Genomic DNA, 18,866 nt, shown 5'->3' with positions numbered 1-18,866 from the left:
CTTCTTTTTTGCCCGGAACCGGATCAGACTGGAGGCAACAAGAACGATAGCTAGGGAGTCCCCAAGTGACGACGACAAGGCGGCAGTTCGTCGGCGGCGCCTCGGCGCTGGCCGTGCTTTCCGGTTCCTCCGCGGCGCTGGCCGAGAAGAAGTACGACGAGGGCGTCACCGACGCCGAGATCAGGATCGGCAACACCAATCCCTACAGCGGTCCGGCCTCGTCCTATGCCGCGATCGCCCGGACGATCGATACCTTCTTCAAGTCCGTCAACGACGCGGGCGGAATCAACGGCCGCAAGGTGAAGTTCATCTCCCTCGACGACGGCTACAGCCCGCCCAAGACGGTCGAGATGGTCCGCCAGCTGGTCGAGCAGGACAAGATCTTCGCGCTCTTCCAGTCGCTCGGCACGCCGTGCAACACGGCGATTCACAAGTACATGAACACCAGGAAGGTGCCTCAGCTCTATGTCGCGACCGGCGCGTCGAAGTGGGGCGATCCCAAGCACTTCCCGTGGACGATGGGCTTCCAGCCCGACTACCGCACCGAGGCGATCATCTACGCCAAGCACCTCATGGCCAACGTCAAGGATCCGAAGATCGGCGTGCTGCACCAGAACGACGACTACGGACGCGACTATCTCGACGGGTTCAAGGAAGGCCTCGGCAAAGACGTCGACAGGATCGTCAAGATCGTGACGTTCGAGGCGACGGATCCCACGGTCGACAGCCAGATCATCCAGCTCAAGAACTCGGGCGCCAACGTCTTCTTCAACGTTTCGGGCCCGAAGGCCGCCGCCCAGGGCATCCGCAAGGCGGCGGATCTCGGCTGGCAGCCGGCGCACTATCTCAACAACGTCTCTGCGTCGGTGGCGGCGGTCATGAAGCCGGCGGGCTACGAGAACGCCCAGGGCATCATCACGGCCGCCTATCTCATGGATGCGACCGACCATCAGTGGGACGGCAACGAGGAGATGAAGGCCTGGCGGGCGTGGATGGACAAGCACATGCCGCAGGCCAACAAGGCCGACGCCAACCACATCTACGGCTACGCCGTGGCCTTTCTCATGACCGAGACGCTGAAGCGCTGCGGCGACACGCTCACCCGCGCCAACCTCATGAAGCAGGCGGCCGGCTTCCAGAAGTTCCGCGTGCCCATGCTGCTGCCCGGGATCACCGTCTCGACCAGCGCGACGGATTTCTATCCCCTCCAGGCGGTGCAGCTTCAGCGCTTCAAGGGCGAGACCTGGGAACTGTTCGGCGAGATCATGTCGGCCGAGAGCACCTGACGGCCGGTTTCACAGCCTGTGGGAAGGCCGACCGCCACCGGGCGGCCTTCCTTTTGCCCGCTTCCGCCATGCAACATTGAAAAACTGTATATCGCAGGGCGAGTTTTTCGCTTTTCCGCGCCGCGATTTCGCGCGACCCTGCCTCCCGTAAAAAACATAAGTACAGGAGGCTAACGTTGAAGACCAATAGGCGTACCTTTCTCGGCGGCGTTTCGACTGTCGCAGTTCTCTCCGCATCGGGCGCTTCGTTCGCCCAGGGTGCCAAGAAGTATTCAGACGGCGCCACCGACACCGAAATCAAGATCGGGCACACCAACCCCTACAGCGGTCCGGCCTCGGCCTATGGTGTGATCGGCAAGACGCTCCAGGCGTACTGGAAGTACGTCAACGAGCAGGGCGGCATCAACGGTCGCAAGATCGACTTCATCACGCTGGACGACGGCTACAGCCCGCCGAAGACGGTCGAGCTGGTGCGTCAGCTCGTCGAGCAGGACAAGGTCCTGTGCCTGTTCAACACGCTCGGCACGCCGACCAACACGGCGATCCACAAGTACATGAACGCCAAGAAGGTGCCGCAGCTCTACGTCGCGACCGGCGCCTCGAAGTGGGGCAAGCCCAAGGAGTTCCCGTGGACGATGGGCTTCCAGCCCGACTACCACACCGAGGCCGTCATCTACGCCAAGCACATGCTGGCCAACGTCAAGGATGCCAAGATCGGCGTGCTGATGCAGAACGACGATTACGGCAAGGACTACTGGGAAGGCCTGCGCGACGGCCTCGGCAAGGAGGTCGGCCGCGTCGTCAAGCACGTGACCTACGAGGTCACCGACCCGACGGTCGACAGCCAGGTCATCCAGCTCAAGGATTCGGGTGCCAACGTCTTCTTCAACATCTCGACGCCGAAGTTCGCCGCCCAGGCCATGCGCAAGGCGGGCGACATCGGCTGGAAGCCGGCGCAGTACCTCAACAACGTGTCGGTCAGCGTCGCGACCGTCATGAAGCCGGCCGGCTTCGACAACGTGCAGGGCGTCATCACGGCGGCCTACCTGATGGACCCGACGGACAGCCAGTGGGACGGCAATGACGACATGAAGGCGTGGAAGGCCTGGATGACCAAGCACAATTCCGGCGCCAGCCTGTCGGACGGCTCCAACGTCTTCGCCTATGCCGTGGCGCATCTGATGCACGAGACGCTGAAGCGCTGCGGCAACGAGCTGACCCGCGAGAACCTCATGAAGCAGGCGGCCAGCTTCAAGAAGTTCAAGCTGCCGATGCTGCTGCCGGGCATCACGATCTCGACCAGCCCGACCGACTTCTATCCCATCCAGGCGGTGCAGCTGCAGCGCTTCAAGGGCGAGAGCTGGGAGCTGTTCGGCGACGTCATGCACGCCGAGAGCAGCTAGAGCGGCTTGCGCTAAATCGAGGGAAAGGCCGCCGCGAGGCGGCCTTTCTCATGTCCGGCAGGGGCCAGGCTTCAGCGGTTGCGCTGCAGGGCCTGCCGGCACTCCGCCGCATCGGTGCGACCGTCCTTGTCGGCGTCGCAGCGCGCGAAGTTGCGCTCCGCCTGGGCGATGAACTCGGCCTGGCTCACGCTGCCGTCCTTGTCCGCGTCGAGGCGCTGGAAGTAGGCGGACTGGCGCTGCGCCTCGCGGTCGGACGGCAGGACGGCGTTCGCCGGCGTCGCCCGGGAGCGGGCGAACAGCTCGTCCTGGGTGAGCCTGCCGTCGCGGTCGGCGTCGAGCTGCCGGAAGCGCGCTTCCTGCCCGGCCATCCATTCGGCCCGGTCCACCACACCGTCCTGGTTGCTGTCGTAGCGCATGATCCCGCGTGCGGGGCGGCCGGCCGGCCCGGGGGCGGTTTGCGCGCGGGCCGGGCTGGCGGGCGCGGGCCGGGCGGCCGGCGACTCGGCGGACGGCGGGCCGCTGGGCTGGGCCCGGACCGGGCCTGCCAGCAGCACGAGCGCGGCGAGCGGCAGGACGAGGGGCAGGCCGATGGACAGGCGGGGGAACTTCGACATCGTGTCTCTCCGTAAGGTTGTATCGGAAGACGGAAATTCTCGTCTCCATCTCCCTTACCCGGCCCTGTAAGCGTCGATATAGTCGGCCCGGCGTCCCAATTGGGGCCGTGTTGTGGTTTTGTTCTCGGGATATCCACATGGCGTTTGACTACGACCTCTTCGTCATCGGAGCGGGCTCCGGCGGCGTTCGGGCCTCGCGCATCGCCGCCGCCCATGGCGCGCGGGTGGGCATCTGCGAGGATTTTCGCGTCGGCGGGACCTGCGTGATCCGGGGCTGCGTGCCGAAGAAGCTGCTGGTCTACGGCTCGAAGTTCGCCCACGAGTTCGAGGACGCCGCGCCGTTCGGCTGGACGGTGCCGACGCCCACCCATTCCTGGGAGACGCTGCGCGACAACGTCGCCAAGGAGGTCGACCGGCTGAACGGCGTCTATATCCGCCTGCTCGAGAGCGCCGGCGTGAAGCTGCACCTGGGACGCGGCCGGCTGATGGACCGCCACACGATCGCGATCGGCGAGGAGACGGTGACGGCCGAGAAGATCCTGGTGGCGACCGGCGGCCATCCCGTCTCGCCCGACGTTCCCGGCAAGGAATGGGCGATCTCCTCCAACGAGGCCTTTCACCTGGCCGAACTGCCGAAGCGCATCGCGCTGGTCGGCGGCGGCTTCATCGCGGTCGAGTTCGCCGGCATCTTCAACGGCCTGGGCTGCGAGGTCGACATCGTGCTGCGCCGCGACCGGGTGCTGCGCGGCTTCGACGAGGAGTGCCGCACGGCGGTCAACGAGGGCCTGCGCTCGAGCGGCATCCGCCTGCGCACCGAGACCGAGATCGTCCGCATCGAGGCGAGCGGCGGCAAGGCGCCCTTCCAGGTGAGCACCCAGCTCGGCGGCATGTTCGAGACCGATCTTGTGATGTACGCCACGGGCCGCGCTCCCAACACGGCCGGTATCGGCCTCGAGAAGGTCGGCGTGCAGCTCGACAAGGCGGGCGCCATCGCGGTCGACGAATGGTCGCGGACGACCGTGCCCAACATCTGGGCGGTGGGCGACGTCACCGACCGCATCAACCTCACGCCGGTGGCGCTGATGGAAGGCCATTGCTTCGCCGACACCGAGTTCGGCAACCGGCCGCGCAAGCCCGATCATCGCGACGTGCCGTCCGCCGTGTTCAGCCAGCCCGAGCTCGCCACGGTCGGCCTGACCGAGGAGGAGGCGCGCATGCGGCTGGGCGAGGTGCGGATCTTCGCCTCGGCCTTCCGGCCGATGAAGGCCACCATCTCGGGCCGCGAGCAGCGCACCTTCATGAAGCTGGTGGTCGAGGCCGCGACCGACCGCGTGGTCGGCGTCCACATGGTGGGCGACGATGCCGCCGAGCTGATCCAGGGCCTCGCCGTCGCGGTGAAGGCCGGCGCCACCAAGGCGCAGTTCGACGCCACGGTCGGCATCCATCCGACCGCCGGCGAGGAGTTCGTCACCATGCGCACGGCCCGCGCCGAGCCCGCGCCGCGGGCGAGAGCCGCGGAGTAGGGGCGGGGCAGGAAGGCCGGAAGCTGGCCTTTTATCCACACCCCGTATAGGTTCACGACCCCCGGCGGCCGGACGATCGCCGGGACGAGGAGGAAGAAGAGATGACCGCGATCCAGAGCCCGTCCCGCACGGCTGCGAAGGCGCAGTCCCGCAGCACGCGCGCACCTGACTGGACGCCGACGAGCTGGCGGGGCCGCCCGGCGCAGCAGATGCCGGTCTATGCCGATGCCGCCGCGCTGGGCGGCGTCGAGGCGCGGCTGCGGCGCTATCCGCCGCTGGTCTTCGCCGGCGAGGCCCGCAAGCTCACCACGGCGCTCGCCAAGGTGGCGGCCGGCGAGGCCTTCCTGCTGCAGGGCGGCGACTGCGCCGAGAGTTTCGCCGACTTCACCGCCAACAACATCCGCGACACGTTCCGCGTGCTGCTGCAGATGGCCGTCGTCCTGACCTATGGCGCCGGCGTTCCCGTGGTCAAGGTCGGCCGCATGGCCGGCCAGTTCGCCAAGCCGCGCTCCTCGAACGTCGAGAAGCAGGGCGAGGTCGAGCTGCCGTCCTACCGCGGCGACAACGTCAACGGCTTCGAGTTCACCGCCCAGTCGCGCCTGCCCGATCCCGAGCGCATGGTGCAGGCCTACAACCAGTCGGCGGCGACCCTCAACCTGCTGCGCGCCTTCGCCCAGGGCGGTTATGCCGACCTGCACGAGGTCAACCGCTGGAACCTCGACTTCGTGCGCGCCTCGCCGGCGTCGGAGCGCTACCACGATCTTGCGGCCCGCCTCGACGAGACGCTGAACTTCATGGCTGCCTGCGGGCTCACCTCGGCCACGACGCCGCAGATCGCCGAGACCGACTTCTTCACCAGCCACGAGGCGCTGCTGCTGCCCTACGAGGAGGCGCTGACCCGCGTCGATTCCACGTCGGGCGACTGGTACGACTGCTCGGCCCACATGCTGTGGATCGGCGACCGCACCCGCCAGCCCGACGGCGCCCATGTCGAGTTCCTCCGCGGCGTGCGCAACCCGCTCGGCTTCAAGGCCGGCCCGAGCCTCTCGGTCGACGACTTCCTGCGCCTGAACGAGGCGCTCAACCCGGCCAACGAGCCCGGCCGCATCGTCATCATCGCGCGCATGGGCGCCGACAAGGTGGGCGACAAGCTGCCGGCGCTGCTGCGCGCGGCCAAGAAGGAGGGCCGCTCGGTCGTCTGGTCGTGCGATCCGATGCACGGCAACACCGTCACCGCGACCAACGGCCGGAAGACCCGGCACTTCGACTCGATCCTGCGCGAGGTGAAGGACTTCTTCGCCGCGCACCGGGCCGAGGGCACGCATCCCGGAGGCGTCCACTTCGAGATGACCGGCCAGGAAGTCACCGAATGCGTCGGCGGCGCCGTCGACATCACCGTCGACAACCTCGCCGAGCGCTACGAGACGCAGTGCGATCCCCGACTGAACGCCAGCCAGGCCCTGGAGCTTGCCTTCCTGCTGGCCGAGCAGCTCAAGTCGGAGCGGCTGGCGGTGGCCCGGGCGAGACCGGCGGCCTGAGGGCGGCGGACGGCGGCGAGCTCGAGGGGGAGGGCCATGATGCATCCGTCGGACGGTGAGATCGAACGATTCACCGACCACTACTTCAATCGCACCAAGCAGGTGATCGGCCGTTTCGGCGACAGCCGTGTCACCTACGCGATCTTCATGCGGCGCCCGGTCGTGTTCGCGCCGCGGCTGGCCCTTGAATGGCTGGAGGAGCTCGGCCGCTCGCGCAACACCGCGGTCGATCTCGACTTGCGCTACGGCGAGGGCAAGTGGGTCGGCGCCGGCGAGCCGATGATGTACATCACCGGCTCGTTCTTTCACCTCGTCGACCTCGAGACGATCTTCCTGCAGAAGCTCGGGCCGGCCTGCGTGGCGGCCTACAACGCCTGGACGATGTGCGCCGACATGCCGAAATCGGCGTTCCTGGCGATGGATGCGCGCCACTGCGCGGGCCAGGAGATGGCCGAGATGATGGCCTATGCCGCCTCGGTGGGATCGGCGCGGGCCAGGCGCAAGGTCGGCGCGGTGGGCTTCATCGGCAACGCGACCCATGCGACGGCGCACTTCTTCGGCCGCGACAAGGGGCTCGGCACCATGCCGCACGCCCTGATCGGCTATGCCGGATCGACCGTGCGTGCCGCCGAGATGTACCACGAGACCTTTCCCGGCGAGGCGATGACCGTGCTCGTCGACTACTTCGCCCGCGAGATCTCCGATTCGCTCGAGGTCTGCCGGCGCTTCCCCGAGCTCGCGGCCGCGGGCAACCTCTCGCTGCGCCTCGACACGACAGGCGGCCGCTACATCGAGGGGCTGGATCCGGCGACCTCCTATGCGGTGCTGGAGCGCTTCTCGCCCGAATCGATCCGCGGCTATCGCAGCGAGGCGGAGCTGCGCTACCTCGTCGGCACCGGCGTGTCGGCGGCGGCGATCTTCCACCTGCGCGCCGCGCTCGACGGCGCGGGCTTCGACAAGGTGAAGATCGTGGCCTCGTCGGGCTTCGGCCCTGCGAAGTGCCGCGTCATGGCAGAGGCCAAGGCGCCGATCGACGTGGTGGGCTCGGGCTCCTTCCTGCCGTCCAACTGGACCGAGACCTACGCCACCGCCGACATCGTCGAGTACGACGGCGACAAGCGCGTCAAGGTCGGCCGCGAATTCCTGCACCGCGTGCGCTCGACCAACGGCGCGACGCAGCCGCTGTAGCAGTTTGTGTCATCCCGAGCGCAGCGCCCTCCCTTCGGCTTCGCTCAGGGCAGGCGCTTCGCTCGGGACGACAGCGGTCGCTCGAACATCAAGGGAGTTCAACAATGCTCAAGCTCTACTACGCCCCCGGCGCCTGCTCGACGGCGTCGCACATCGCCCTCGAGGAAAGCGGGGCCAAATACGATTCGCAGGCGCTGAGCTTCGCCAAGAGCGAGCAGAGGACGCCGGAGTACCTGAAGATCAACCCGCGCGGCCGCGTGCCGGCGCTGGCGATCGACGACGGCACGATCGTCGAGAACACCGCCATCCTCGACTTCGTCGCGGCCAAATACGCGCCGCAGCTCATGCCATCGGATCCGGTGCAGCGGGCGCGCGCCATCTCCCTGATGGCCTGGTTCTCCAACAACGTGCACCCGGCCTTCACGCACATCGCTCGCCCCGAGCGCTTCGCCACCGACACCGCCGTGTTCGACCACCTGAAGTCGGTCGGCCGCGACAACTTCTTCAACGCCCTGAAGGAGATCGACGGGATGCTGGCCGGCAAGGAGTGGATCCTGGGCGACAAGTTCAGCGTCGTCGACGGCTACGCCCTGGTCTTCTACGGCTGGGGCAAGCGCATCGGCCTGCCGGTCGAGGAGCTGAAGAACTACACGGCGTGGAAGGACCGCATGCTGGCCCGGCCGGCCGTGCGCCGCGTTCTCGAGCGCGAGCAGAACGTTCTCGTCGCGGCGTGACCCGCGGTCAGCCGGGCTCTGCGAGAAACCTCATGCCGCGAGGGCGGCATGGAGCTTTCGCGCCAGCGCGAGCTTTCGATACGGCTTGGCGAGCAGGGATTCGGTGAATCGCGACCTTGCCGCATGCTCGAGCGCCTCGGCGTAACCGGACGTCAGGAGTACGTGCAGGTCCGGTTTCAATGCTCGTGCCGCTTCGACCAGCTCGAGGCCGTTCATGCCTCCCGACAGGACGATGTCGGTGAACAGCAGGTCGATGCGGTCCGCCGACTCGATCGTGGCGAGAGCCTCGGCCGCGTTCGATGCCGTGCGAACCCGGTAGCCGAGGCTCGCGATCTGCTCGGTGACGTGGCGGCTCACCATCGGATTGTCTTCGACGATGAGGACATGCTCGCCGGACCCGTTGGGCGCCGTCTCTTCCTCGGCTTCCGTGGCCGCCTGCGGCAGGTCGTCCGATCGCGGAAGCAGCAGGATCACCCGGGTGCCGTTCCCGGGAGTCGAGCGGAGGGCTACCGACCCCATCGACTGCTTGGCGAAGCCATAGACCATGCTCAGTCCGAGCCCGGTCCCCTTGCCGACGGCTTTGGTGGTGAAGAACGGTTCGAAGCAGCGCTGGGCCGTCGCTTCGTCCATGCCGTCGCCTGTATCGGCGACGGCGATGCGGATGTACCGCCCCGCGGTCACGTCGGGGCTTCGGGTCGCTTCGAGCTCCGTCACGACGACCTCGTCGACCTCGAACGTGATGGTGCCACCGTTCGGCATTGCATCCCGAGCATTGACGCAGAGGTTGATCACGACGTTCTCGAGCTGAGGCGCGTCCGCCCGGACGAATCGCGGCGACCTGTCTTCCGGAAGGACGACGCCGATGTGCTCTCCCAGGGAGCGCCGGAGCAGGGCGGTGGTGCTCTCCAGCAGGGCGACCACGTCCACCCGGCGGGGCTGCAGCGCCTGGCGACGGGCAAAGGCCAGCAGGCGCTGCGTGAGCGTGGCGCCTCGTTCTGCCGCGGTGAACAGGTCGTCCGCCCAGCGCCGACGTCCGTCGGCCTCGTCGAGACTGTCCTGCAGCAGCTCGGCCTTGCCCATGATGACGGTAAGCAGGTTGTTGAAGTCGTGGGCGACGCCGCCGGTCAGCTGCCCGATCGCATCGAGGCGCTGCATCTGCGTGATCTTCTCGTCGGCCAGCCGGTGAGCCTCCTCCGTCTTCTTGCGCTCGGTGATGTCCCCCTGCATGACCATGGCGCCGGTCTGGATTCCTCCCACCAGGGGAGAGACGACGAGTCGATACCAGCGCCGCCCCTTGCGGGTCGGCAGCTCGTACTCCCACGAGAAAATCTTCGTTTCCTGCCGCAGCACCGCCTCGATGCCCCGGATCGCCTCGTCGCCGTCGACCCGGCCGCGGACCTTCTCCGATCTCCAGTAGTCGGCATAGACCTCGCCGATCCTGCAGCCGACGTCGCCGCCGAGCCGTGGGAAATAGTCCTCCCAGACCTTGTTGACGACTTCGATCACGCCGGCGGGACTGAGCAGCGCCAGCCGCATGGGCAACGCGTTGAGGATGGCGTTTCGCTCGTTCGCGATGGCGCGGTCCGCCGCCGACCGGGCAGCGCGAAACGCCTTCGCGCTCGGCGGCAGGGAAACCTGTGCCGGAGGGAAAGGCGCGGCGCCTGCGCGGGCCGCCGCGAGATCGGGACGTCTATCGATCCTCAAGGCGCATTCCGATGCCCGACGGGTAGCAGCCTCTGGATCATCTCCCCCAGCTGCAGCCGGCTGTACGGCTTCACCAGGATGGGCCAGCCCGGCTTGAGCTGGTTGGTGGCCACGAGCGCGTGCGGCAGGTAGCCCGACACGAAAAGAACGCGAAGGGCCGGGCGCAACAGTTGCGCCTCTTCCGCCAGGGTGCGGCCATCGACGTCGCCGGGCATGACGACGTCCGTGAAGAGCATGTCGATGTCTGCGCTCGATTCCAGTACCCGGAGAGCTTCGGCGCCGCTCGCGGCCTCGATCACCGCAAAGCCCAGGACCCGCAGCCGATCGGCCGCGACCTGACGCGCATCCTCGTTGTCGTCGACGACCAGAACGGTCTTCTGCCAGCGCGGACCCTGGGCACGCCCCGGGATGGCGGCGCCTTTCGCTCCCGGGTCACCCCGCAAGAGGCATCCGATGCCGAGGAACCGGCCGGCCGGATCCGTGATGGGCTGCAGCAGGCATCGGAGGTTCCTCGGCTTGCCGTCGGCACCTCGACATTTCTCCGGAGAGTCCTGGCGCTTGTGGCGGGCTGCTGAAAGGAGGCCGCGCCAGCGCTGGGCGGCGCTCGCGTCGATGGCCGTCAGACCGGCGAACTCCCGACCGATGACGTCCGGCGTCGCGTAGCCGAGCAAGGTGGAGGCCCCCTCGTTCCAGCTGAGGATCATTCCGTTCGGATCGAGCAGGATCACGCCATATCCGCCCATCTTCTCGACGAATGCCTTCAAAAGCTCTTCACGATCCATTGTCATGCCTATTCCCTCGGGCGCCGACCGACCTCGGCGCTGTTGCAGGACGCTTTTGGGGAGACCGAGCAGGCGCGCTCAGCATTGCGGCCCAGGCGCGGCAGAACTGCTTCCAGAAGAGTGCGGCCGGCCGGGTCGAGCAGGCTCCCTCCGATATCAACTCGAGCGTACCGGTGTCTGCGAACATGAATGCTATGGCGCCGTTCAGTGACGTGAACCGGACGAACAGTTCTTTTCTGGCGACGTGGGGGAGACTTGCTGCAAAGGCCTCGACATAGCGGAGATGGAGCGCCTTGAACTGTGTCCGGAGGATCTGCCGCATATCGTCGGTCCGCTCCGTGAACAGGCGGCCGAAGAAGCGGATGTAGATCAGGGCTTCGACCGACTTGCCTTCGGCGGCGAGTCTGTAGGGAAGCACATAGGCCGCGAGAATCTTGTCGATCGGCACCGCCTGACCCGCGGCCCTCCTTTGCAGCCTCTCCAGCGCTTCGAAGCGAGGGCGGTTCAGGGCTTCCACGCAGTCGGCGAGAACGGCTTCGAACAGGCTTCGCTTTGAACCGAAGTGATAGGTGATGAGGGCGACGTTTACGCCGGCATTTCGTGTGATCCGGCGAACCGACGAATCCCGCAGGCCGTGCTCGGCGAAGTGCTCGCGCGCCGCGGCGAGGATTCGTGCGCGCGGCTCGGGCCTTCCGTCGGCCCTGGTCGAGGTTTTGCGCCGCGGCGTAGGCGACATCCGATCTTCTCCATCCTGCGCCATCCGCCGCAACGGTGTCCGGCGGTGATTGCAACTGCAATTAAACAGATGTTTAACGACGGCGCGGGTGCCCGGCAAGCGCGCGGTGTCTGCACCATGGCGCGGACCAGAGAATGACGCTCCCGTCACCTATGGTGACAGTGGACTGATTTCATTGTCGTTTTGGTTGCATCCGTTTCCACCGGGATCCGGGCGCCGGGAGAAACGGTCTGTGGCGCGCCTGCGTCGCAAGAGCGCACACGGTGCCGATCGGGTCATTTTCCGGGAAAGGCCGGAAGCTCCCCACCGGCCCTCGCTGGAGCCGGCGGGTCACGCCGGGCCGGACGCGAGGGGCGACGCGGGCGGGGTGGCCATCGGTCCGAAACGGCGCCGTCGCTCTGCCTGTACCGGTTTGTTATGATTGCCGAGTATGGGATCTCAAGACGCGCGGTCGCCGGACGGCTCCGCTGATAGTACCTCCTGCCGCGTGTCCCCGACCGCCGCCAATCGCCCGGCCCTGTCGGTGGTGGCGCCTTGCTACAATGAGCAGGACGTTCTCCCCGAGTTCCTGCGCCGCCTGAGCTCGGTCCTCGATGGCATCGGCGGGACCAGCGAGATCGTGCTGGTCGATGACGGCTCGCGCGACGGCACCTGGGATGCGATGACCGGCGCGGCGGCGGCCGACCCGCGCATCGTGGCGGTACGCCTCATGCGCAACCACGGCCACCAGCTCGCCCTCACGGCCGGCCTCAGCCTGTGCCGCGGCGAGCGCATCCTGATCATCGACGCCGACCTGCAGGACCCGCCCGAGCTGCTGCCCGAGATGATGGCGCTGATGGACGGCGCCGACGGGCAGGGCGCCGCCGACGTCGTCTACGGCCAGCGTCGCCAGCGCGACGGCGAGAGCCTGTTCAAGCGCGCCAGCGCCGCCGCCTTCTACCGGCTGATCGGCCGCATCACCGACATCGAGATCCCGACCGATGCCGGCGACTTCAGGCTGATCACCCGGCGCGTGCTCGATCTGCTGACCGCCATGCCCGAGCGTCACCGCTTCATCCGCGGCATGGTTGCCTGGATCGGCGGCCGCCAGGTGCCGCTGGTCTACGACCGCCAGGCCCGCGCCGCGGGGGAGAGCAAGTATCCGCTGGCCAAGATGGTCCGCTTCGCGGTCGATGCGATCACCGCCTTCTCGGTCGTGCCGCTGATGGCCTCGATGACGATCGGCTGGGTGATGGCGGCCATCGGCTTCGCGTTCTTCGTCTATTCGATCGTCGGCTGGCTGTTCGGCCACACGCTGCCGGGCTGGACCTCGCTGATGGCCGCCGTCGGCCTGCTGGGCGGCATGCAGTTCCTGATGCTGGGCATCATCGGCGCCTATCTCGGCCGGCTCTACGACCAGAGCAAGGGCCGGCCGCTCTTCATGATCCGCGACATCGTCGGCGGTCCGCGATGACGCCGGACGGCAAGCAGGCCGAGTTCGACCGCCACGCCGCCACCTACGACGGCGGCCTCGACAATCCGGTCAAGCGGCTGCTCGGCAGCTCGCCCGACCAGTTCATCGCCGTCAAGGCGCGCTGGCTGCTGCGCCGCGAGCCCGCGCTCCGGCCGGGCCCGGGGCCAGGGCCGGTAGCTGAGCCGGGAAGGGGAAAGCTCGCCCTGCTCGACTATGGCTGCGGCGCCGGCGACCTCATGCGCGTGCTGGCGGCACTCGGCGCGCGGGCCGACTTCACCGGCTGTGACGTCTCGACCGGCATGCTGGCCGAGGCCGGCCGGCGCTGGCCCGCCGGGCTGGGGCCGGCACCGGCGTTCGCCGCCCAGGACGGGGCACTCGCTCCCTTTGCCGACGGACAGTTCGACATCGTCACCATCAGCGCCGTGCTGCATCACGTGCCGGTCGCCGAGCGGCCTTCCGTCTACCGCGAGCTGGGGCGGCTCCTGAAGCCGGGCGGGCGACTCTATGCCTTCGAGCACAATCCGCGCAATCCGCTGGTCCGCTACGTCGTGGCGCGGACGCCGATCGACGAGAACGCCATCCTGCTCGACGCGCGCGAGATCCGGCACGGGCTGCTCGACACGGCGCGCTACGAGCTCGACACCGACTACCTCATGTTCATGCCGCCCGGGATCGCGCCGCTGCGGCCGATCGACCGTGCGCTGGCGTGGCTGCCGCTGGGGGCGCAATATGTCGTGGCGGCGCGAAAAGGCGCTCAATAGGAGAGATCGGATGGACCAGCAGAGCTTCGAGGCCGAGTTGAAGCGCGACGGCTATGACATCCAGACCAGCACCACGCCGGGCGCCAAGGTGAACCCCGAGCACAGCCACCCCTTCGAGGTCCGGGCGATGGTGCTGAAGGGCGCGCTGACGCTCACCACCGGCGGCAAGACGACGACCTACAGCCCGGGCGAGATCTTCACCATGGCCAAGGGCTGCCTGCACGCCGAAAGCTATGGCGACGAAGGAGCTGTGACCCTGGTCGGCCGGAAGATGTGACGGCTGTCTCGTCGTCCTGAGCCCTCCGTCATCCTGAGCGACGCGAAGGATCTCGTTCCGTTGGCGACCGCCGATGAGGTCCCGCGCCCCGCCCGGGACGGCAGGGGGGCTCCCGTCTGGCACCTGCTTGTCGCCTTCGCGCTTTCCCTGGGGGCGCTCTGCGGTCTGATCGACTGGCTGCAGAACGTCCACATCATCACCGCCAACGGCATGTACAAGAGCATCCAGGCGGAGCCCTGGATCGCCGATCCTGCGCGCGCGCGCCTCGACCCGTCGAACTATCTCTACTTCCCGCTCTACGGCACGCTGTGCCGGCTGCTCGACGGGCTCGACATCGAGCGCGGCCTGCCGTGGCGCCAGCTCGCCTGGCTCAACGCCTTCTTCGCCAGCATCGCCACGACCATCGTCTACGCCTTCGTCCATCGCGCCACCGGGAGCTGGCGGGCGTCGGCGCTGGCCGCCTGCTTCCACTTCGGCTGCGGCTTCGTCCTGCTGCTGTCGGTGATCAGCGAGGACATCATGCCCGGCTACACGCTGGTGCTGGGCGCGATGGCGCTGGCCGGCCTGTGGTTCGACGCTCCGACCCATCGCCGCGTCGCCATCGTCGGTGCGCTGTTCACCCTGGCCTGGCTGGTCGAGTGGCGGCTGATCTTCCCGACCCTGCCGGCCCTGCTGGCGGCGCTCGCCGTGGCCGATGGGCGGCCGATGCGCCGCGCCGCCTGGATCGGCACGCTGCTCGTGTCGATCCTCGCCGTCGCCGGCATCGTGCAGCTCCTGTGGGAAGGTCACGAGGGTGCCGTCGGGCTGCACGACCTGCTGTGGACCGGCAAGGGCGTGGCCACCGGCTGGGCCGGCCTGTCGTGGGACAAGGCCTGGATGATGCTCTCGGGCGTCGGCAACTACTTCCTGATCGTCGGCGGCTGGGTCGATCCGCTGTCGGCGCGCCGCGCCGCCGGACCGCTCGCCCTGTCGCTGCTCCTGCAGCTCGCGCTCCTGGCCGCTGCCGCGGTCATGCTGTGGCCGCAGCGCGGCAACCGCCGGCTGCGCGCCATCGCGGTGGTGTTCCTCGGCACGCTGGTCGCGGGCCAGGCGTTCAACCTCTATTCCCAGCCGCAGGACCCGCAGATGCAGATCAACGTCATGGCGTTTCTCGCCGTGGCGTGGGGCCTGCTGGGGGCCGCGCTGCTCGCCCGTGCGCCCGATCTCGCCACTGTGCTGGTCGCCCTGTCGCTGCTGCCGCTGGCCTGGAATGTCGGCCAGCTCACGCGCTTCCGCGGCGGCGATGCCGCGGCGCTGCGCGCCGTCGCCGAGCTCGAGCTGCGCTTTCCGCCGGCCTCGACCGTGTTCGTCTACTGGGGCTTCGAGCCCATCACCATGTGGCAGTACGCGCTGTGGAGCCGCACCTGGGACCTCGACGGCGCCCGGCCGCTCGGCCCGGCACCGTCGGCCGACCCGGTGTTCAAGTGGATCGCACTCGATGCCGGTGCCATCCGCCATCCCGGCTGGTCGGCGGAGGAGAATGCCGCGGTGCTGAAGCGCGACATCGACCAGGCCTTCGACCGTGGCTATCGCGTGGTGATCTCCGACGTCTGGACGTGGAGCGAGCGCGAGCTGGCGGGCCAGCTCGGCGGCCTGTCCGCGGCCGGCCGCGCGCCCGCGATCTGGCGCATGCTGCACGACGGTTACGACGCACGCCCGGTTTTCAGCGACCCGATGGCCGGAACCTACTACGAGCTGCGACGACGCTGACCATTCCCCTGAAGCCCTCGGCGCATTGACGCCGCCGCCGCGCGACCGTATAGACGCCGCGGGCCACGCTCCCCCACCGGAGTGCAGCTCTTCTGTAAGGGAGAGGTTTGATGAAGCCGACCATGCGTCCGGCGCGTCCCGACTTTTCGTCCGGACCCTGCGCCAAGCGTCCGGGATGGACGCCCGAAATCCTGAAGGATGCCGCCGTCGGGCGGTCCCATCGCTCCAAGCTGGGCAAGCGCAAGATCGTCGAGGCGGTCGACCGCACGCGCGCCCTGCTGGGCATTCCCGCCGACTACCGCATCGGCATCGTGCCGGCCTCGGACACCGGCGCCGTCGAGATGGCGCTGTGGTCGCTGCTGGGCGCCCGTCCCGTCGACATGCTGACCTGGGAGAGCTTCGGCGAGGGCTGGGTCACCGATGTGGTGAAGCAGCTCAAGCTCAAGGACGCCCGCGTGCTGAAGGCGCCGTACGGAAAGATCGCCGACCTCGCGGCGGTCGACTGGACGCACGATGTCGTCTTCACCTGGAACGGCACGACCTCCGGCGTGAAGGTGCCCGACGGCGACTGGATCGCCGACGACCGCCAGGGGCTCGCGATCTGCGACGCCACCTCGGCGGTGTTCGCCATGGACCTGCCGTGGGCCAAGCTCGATGTCGTCACCTGGTCCTGGCAGAAGGTGATGGGCGGGGAGGGCGCGCACGGCATGCTGGTCCTGTCGCCGCGCGCCATCGAGCGCCTGGAGAGCTACACGCCGGCCTGGCCGCTGCCGAAGATCTTCCGCCTGACCTCGGGCGGCAAATTCTCCGAGGCGATCTTCAAGGGCGACACGATCAACACGCCGTCGCTGCTCTGCGTCGAGGATGCGATCGACGGGTTGCGCTGGGGCGAGGGCGTCGGCGGCCTGAAGGGCCTGATGGCCCGCTCGGCCGCCAATCTCGGCGTGCTCGAGGGCTTCGTCGCGGCGCGGCCGTGGATCGACTTCCTCGCTGCCGACAAGGCGGTGCGCTCCAACACCTCGGTCTGCCTCGTGATCGGCGCCGCGTGGTTCGCCGCGCTGCCGGCCGACCGTCAGGCCGCCGCCGCCAAGAAGATGGCCGACCTGCTGGAGAGCGAGAAGGCCGGCTACGACCTCGGCTCCTACCGCGACGCCCCGCCCGGCCTGCGCATCTGGTGCGGCGCCACGGTCGAGAAGGCCGACCTCGAGGCCCTGCTGCCCTGGCTCGACTGGGCCTACGCCGAGATCGAGCGCGAGTTCGGCAAGGCCGCGGCCTGACGCCTGCAGCGGCGTCGCCCTCGAGTTCCTCGCTCCTCATGTTCCTCTCCCGCGCCAGGGGGAGAGGCTAGGAGTGGGGGCCTCGAAGACCGCCTGCAACCCCCTAACCCAACCTCTCCCCCCTGCGGGGAGAGGAGCATGAAGCACACGAAGTTGTTGGAGTGACGTAGATGGCAAAGCCCAAGGTTCTCATCTCCGATGAGCTGTCCCCCCGCGCCGTCGAGATCTTCGCCGAGCGCGGCTGCGACGTCGATTTCAAGCCGGGCCTGAAGCCGGCCGAGCTGCGCGCCATCGTCGGCAACTACGAGGGCCTGGCGATCCGCTCGGCCACCAAGGTGACGGCCGAAGTGCTGGCGGAAGCCACGAAGCTCCGGGTCGTCGGCCGCGCCGGCATCGGCGTCGACAATGTCGACATCAAGTCGGCGACCGCGCGCGGCGTCGTCGTCATGAACACGCCGTTCGGCAACGCCATCACCACCGCCGAGCATGCCATCGCCCTGATGTTCGCCGTCGCCCGCCAGATCCCCGACGCCAACGCCTCGACCCAGGCCGGCAAGTGGGAGAAGAACCGCTTCATGGGCACCGAGCTCAGCTTCAAGACGCTGGGCCTGATCGGCTGCGGCAACATCGGCTCGATCGTCGCCGAGCGCGCGATCGGCCTCAGGATGCGCGTGATCGCCTACGATCCCTTCCTGTCCGACGCGCGCGCCCAGGAGCTGGGCGTCGAGAAGGCGACGCTCGACCAGGTGCTGGCGCGCGCCGACTTCATCACCGTGCACACGCCGCTCACCGAGCAGACCAAGAACATCCTCAGCCGCGCCAACCTGATGAAGACCAAGAAGGGCGTGCGCATCATCAACTGCGCCCGCGGCGGGCTGGTCGACGAGCTGGCGGTGCGCGACCTGCTGGTCTCGGGCCACATCGCCGGCGCCGGCTTCGACGTCTTCACCGAGGAGCCGGCCAAGGACAATGTCCTGTTCGGCGCGCCCAACCTGGTCAGCACGCCGCATCTCGGCGCCTCGACGGTCGAGGCGCAGGAGAACGTGGCCCTGCAGGTCGCCGAGCAGATGTCGGACTACCTGCTGACCGGCGCGGTCGTGAACTCCCTCAACATGCCCAACGTCACGGCCGAGGACGCGCCCAAGCTTGCGCCCTACCTGGAGCTCGCCGAGAAGCTGGGCTCCTTCGCGGGTCAGCTCACCGAGACCGAGATCAAGGCGGTGTCGATCGAGTACGAAGGCCATGTCGCGACGCTCAACATCACGCCGCTCAGCCAGGTGGCACTGATGGGCGTGCTGCGCCCGCAGCTCGCCAGCGTCAACATGGTGAACGCGCCCGTCATCGCCCGCGAGCGCGGCGTCGAGATGGCCGAGGTCAAGCACGAGCGTGCCAGCGACTACCAGTCGCTGATCCGCGTCACCGTGACGACCGGCCGGCAGACGCGCTCGGTCAGCGGCACGCTGTTCGGCGGCAAGCATCCGCGCATTGTCGACATCAAGGGCATCGAGATCGAGGCCGAGTTCGCCCCGCACATGCTCTACATCACCAACGACGACAAGCCGGGCTTCATCGGCCGGCTGGGCACGATGCTCGGCGAGAACAAGGTCAACATCGCGACCTTCCACCTCGGCCGCGACAAGCCCGGCGGCTCGGCCATCGCGCTGGTCCAGGTCGACCAGCCGATCTCGCCGGAACTCCTGACGAAGATCGCCGCCATCGAAGGCGTGGTACAGGCGAAGGTGCTGGGGTTCTAGTCTAGCGCCTCCCCCATCATGTTCCTCTCCCCCTCCGGGGGAGAGGTTAGGTGAGGGGGCAAGGCGAAGACCCTTTCCCGTATCACC

General features: G+C 68.0%; 16 protein-coding genes. 12 read left to right on the top strand and 4 right to left on the bottom strand.

The annotated features are described in order from the left end of the window. Positions 1–65 precede the first annotated feature (65 nt). On the top strand, positions 66–1,286 hold the full coding sequence (locus ACO073_RS20685; RefSeq protein ID WP_421999879.1) for an ABC transporter substrate-binding protein: 1,221 nt from the start codon (positions 66–68) through the stop codon (positions 1,284–1,286). 176 nt (positions 1,287–1,462) lie between these two features. Continuing rightward, positions 1,463–2,689 (top strand): ABC transporter substrate-binding protein, encoded by a 1,227-nt coding sequence (locus tag ACO073_RS20680; RefSeq protein WP_421999877.1) that lies wholly within the window; start codon positions 1,463–1,465, stop codon positions 2,687–2,689. A gap of 71 nt (positions 2,690–2,760) precedes the next feature. Here the strand turns inward: ACO073_RS20680 and ACO073_RS20675 are convergent, their stop codons facing one another. After that, positions 2,761–3,303 (bottom strand): EF-hand domain-containing protein, encoded by a 543-nt coding sequence (locus ACO073_RS20675; RefSeq protein ID WP_421999875.1) that lies wholly within the window; start codon positions 3,301–3,303, stop codon positions 2,761–2,763. Positions 3,304–3,440: 137 nt separating this feature from the next. Here ACO073_RS20675 and gor point away from each other — a divergent pair, with 137 nt between their 5' ends. The 4 genes from gor (at position 3,441) to ACO073_RS20655 (ending at position 8,286) form a co-directional block, all read left to right on the top strand. Beyond that, complete coding sequence (gor, locus tag ACO073_RS20670) at positions 3,441–4,826, top strand: glutathione-disulfide reductase (protein ID WP_421999873.1); 1,386 nt, start codon at positions 3,441–3,443, stop codon at positions 4,824–4,826. A gap of 101 nt (positions 4,827–4,927) precedes the next feature. Next, a complete protein-coding gene (locus tag ACO073_RS20665; protein ID WP_421999872.1) occupies positions 4,928–6,364 on the top strand; it encodes a class II 3-deoxy-7-phosphoheptulonate synthase in 1,437 nt (478 codons plus the stop codon). A gap of 36 nt (positions 6,365–6,400) precedes the next feature. After that, a complete protein-coding gene (locus ACO073_RS20660; protein WP_421999871.1) occupies positions 6,401–7,552 on the top strand; it encodes a hypothetical protein in 1,152 nt (383 codons plus the stop codon). A gap of 104 nt (positions 7,553–7,656) precedes the next feature. Next, positions 7,657–8,286, top strand: a complete 630-nt coding sequence (locus ACO073_RS20655) for a glutathione S-transferase family protein (RefSeq protein ID WP_421999869.1) — start codon at positions 7,657–7,659, stop codon at positions 8,284–8,286. 30 nt (positions 8,287–8,316) lie between these two features. On the opposite strand, the gene ACO073_RS20650 is transcribed toward ACO073_RS20655, so the two are convergent. The 3 genes from ACO073_RS20650 to ACO073_RS20640 form a co-directional block, all read right to left on the bottom strand. Continuing rightward, complete coding sequence (locus ACO073_RS20650) at positions 8,317–9,828, bottom strand: ATP-binding protein (RefSeq protein WP_421999867.1); 1,512 nt, start codon at positions 9,826–9,828, stop codon at positions 8,317–8,319. Between the two features lie 158 nt (positions 9,829–9,986). After that, entirely contained in the window at positions 9,987–10,778 is a 792-nt protein-coding gene (locus tag ACO073_RS20645) for a response regulator (RefSeq protein ID WP_421999865.1), read from the bottom strand. Next, positions 10,762–11,508, bottom strand: coding sequence for a TetR/AcrR family transcriptional regulator (locus ACO073_RS20640; protein WP_421999863.1), 747 nt, complete (start codon positions 11,506–11,508; stop codon positions 10,762–10,764). Before ACO073_RS20640 ends, ACO073_RS20645 begins: the two co-directional genes overlap by 17 nt. A gap of 487 nt (positions 11,509–11,995) precedes the next feature. Here ACO073_RS20640 and ACO073_RS20635 point away from each other — a divergent pair, with 487 nt between their 5' ends. The 6 genes from ACO073_RS20635 to serA all read left to right on the top strand — a co-directional run bounded on the left by ACO073_RS20635 (position 11,996) and on the right by serA (position 18,779). Further along, positions 11,996–12,961: a glycosyltransferase family 2 protein gene (locus ACO073_RS20635; protein WP_421999861.1), complete on the top strand. Its 966-nt coding sequence runs from the start codon at positions 11,996–11,998 to the stop codon at positions 12,959–12,961. Beyond that, complete coding sequence (locus tag ACO073_RS20630; protein ID WP_421999860.1) at positions 12,958–13,722, top strand: class I SAM-dependent methyltransferase; 765 nt, start codon at positions 12,958–12,960, stop codon at positions 13,720–13,722. The genes ACO073_RS20635 and ACO073_RS20630 overlap by 4 nt, the downstream gene beginning before the upstream one ends. Positions 13,723–13,732: 10 nt before the next feature. After that, positions 13,733–13,999: a cupin domain-containing protein gene (locus ACO073_RS20625; RefSeq protein WP_421999858.1), complete on the top strand. Its 267-nt coding sequence runs from the start codon at positions 13,733–13,735 to the stop codon at positions 13,997–13,999. A 60-nt stretch (positions 14,000–14,059) separates the two neighbouring features. Then, positions 14,060–15,748, top strand: coding sequence for a hypothetical protein (locus ACO073_RS20620; RefSeq protein ID WP_421999856.1), 1,689 nt, complete (start codon positions 14,060–14,062; stop codon positions 15,746–15,748). A gap of 110 nt (positions 15,749–15,858) precedes the next feature. Beyond that, positions 15,859–17,025: a phosphoserine transaminase gene (locus tag ACO073_RS20615; protein WP_421999854.1), complete on the top strand. Its 1,167-nt coding sequence runs from the start codon at positions 15,859–15,861 to the stop codon at positions 17,023–17,025. A 170-nt stretch (positions 17,026–17,195) separates the two neighbouring features. After that, positions 17,196–18,779, top strand: coding sequence for a phosphoglycerate dehydrogenase (gene serA, locus ACO073_RS20610; protein ID WP_421999853.1), 1,584 nt, complete (start codon positions 17,196–17,198; stop codon positions 18,777–18,779). Positions 18,780–18,866: the final 87 nt, after the last annotated feature.

This window comes from Reyranella sp., assembly GCF_965229815.1.
In the GTDB taxonomy this organism is placed as follows: Bacteria; Pseudomonadota; Alphaproteobacteria; order Reyranellales; family Reyranellaceae; genus Reyranella.
The sequence above is the reverse complement of the archived record's forward strand: the minus strand, read 5'-3'. Positions and strand labels throughout refer to the sequence as shown.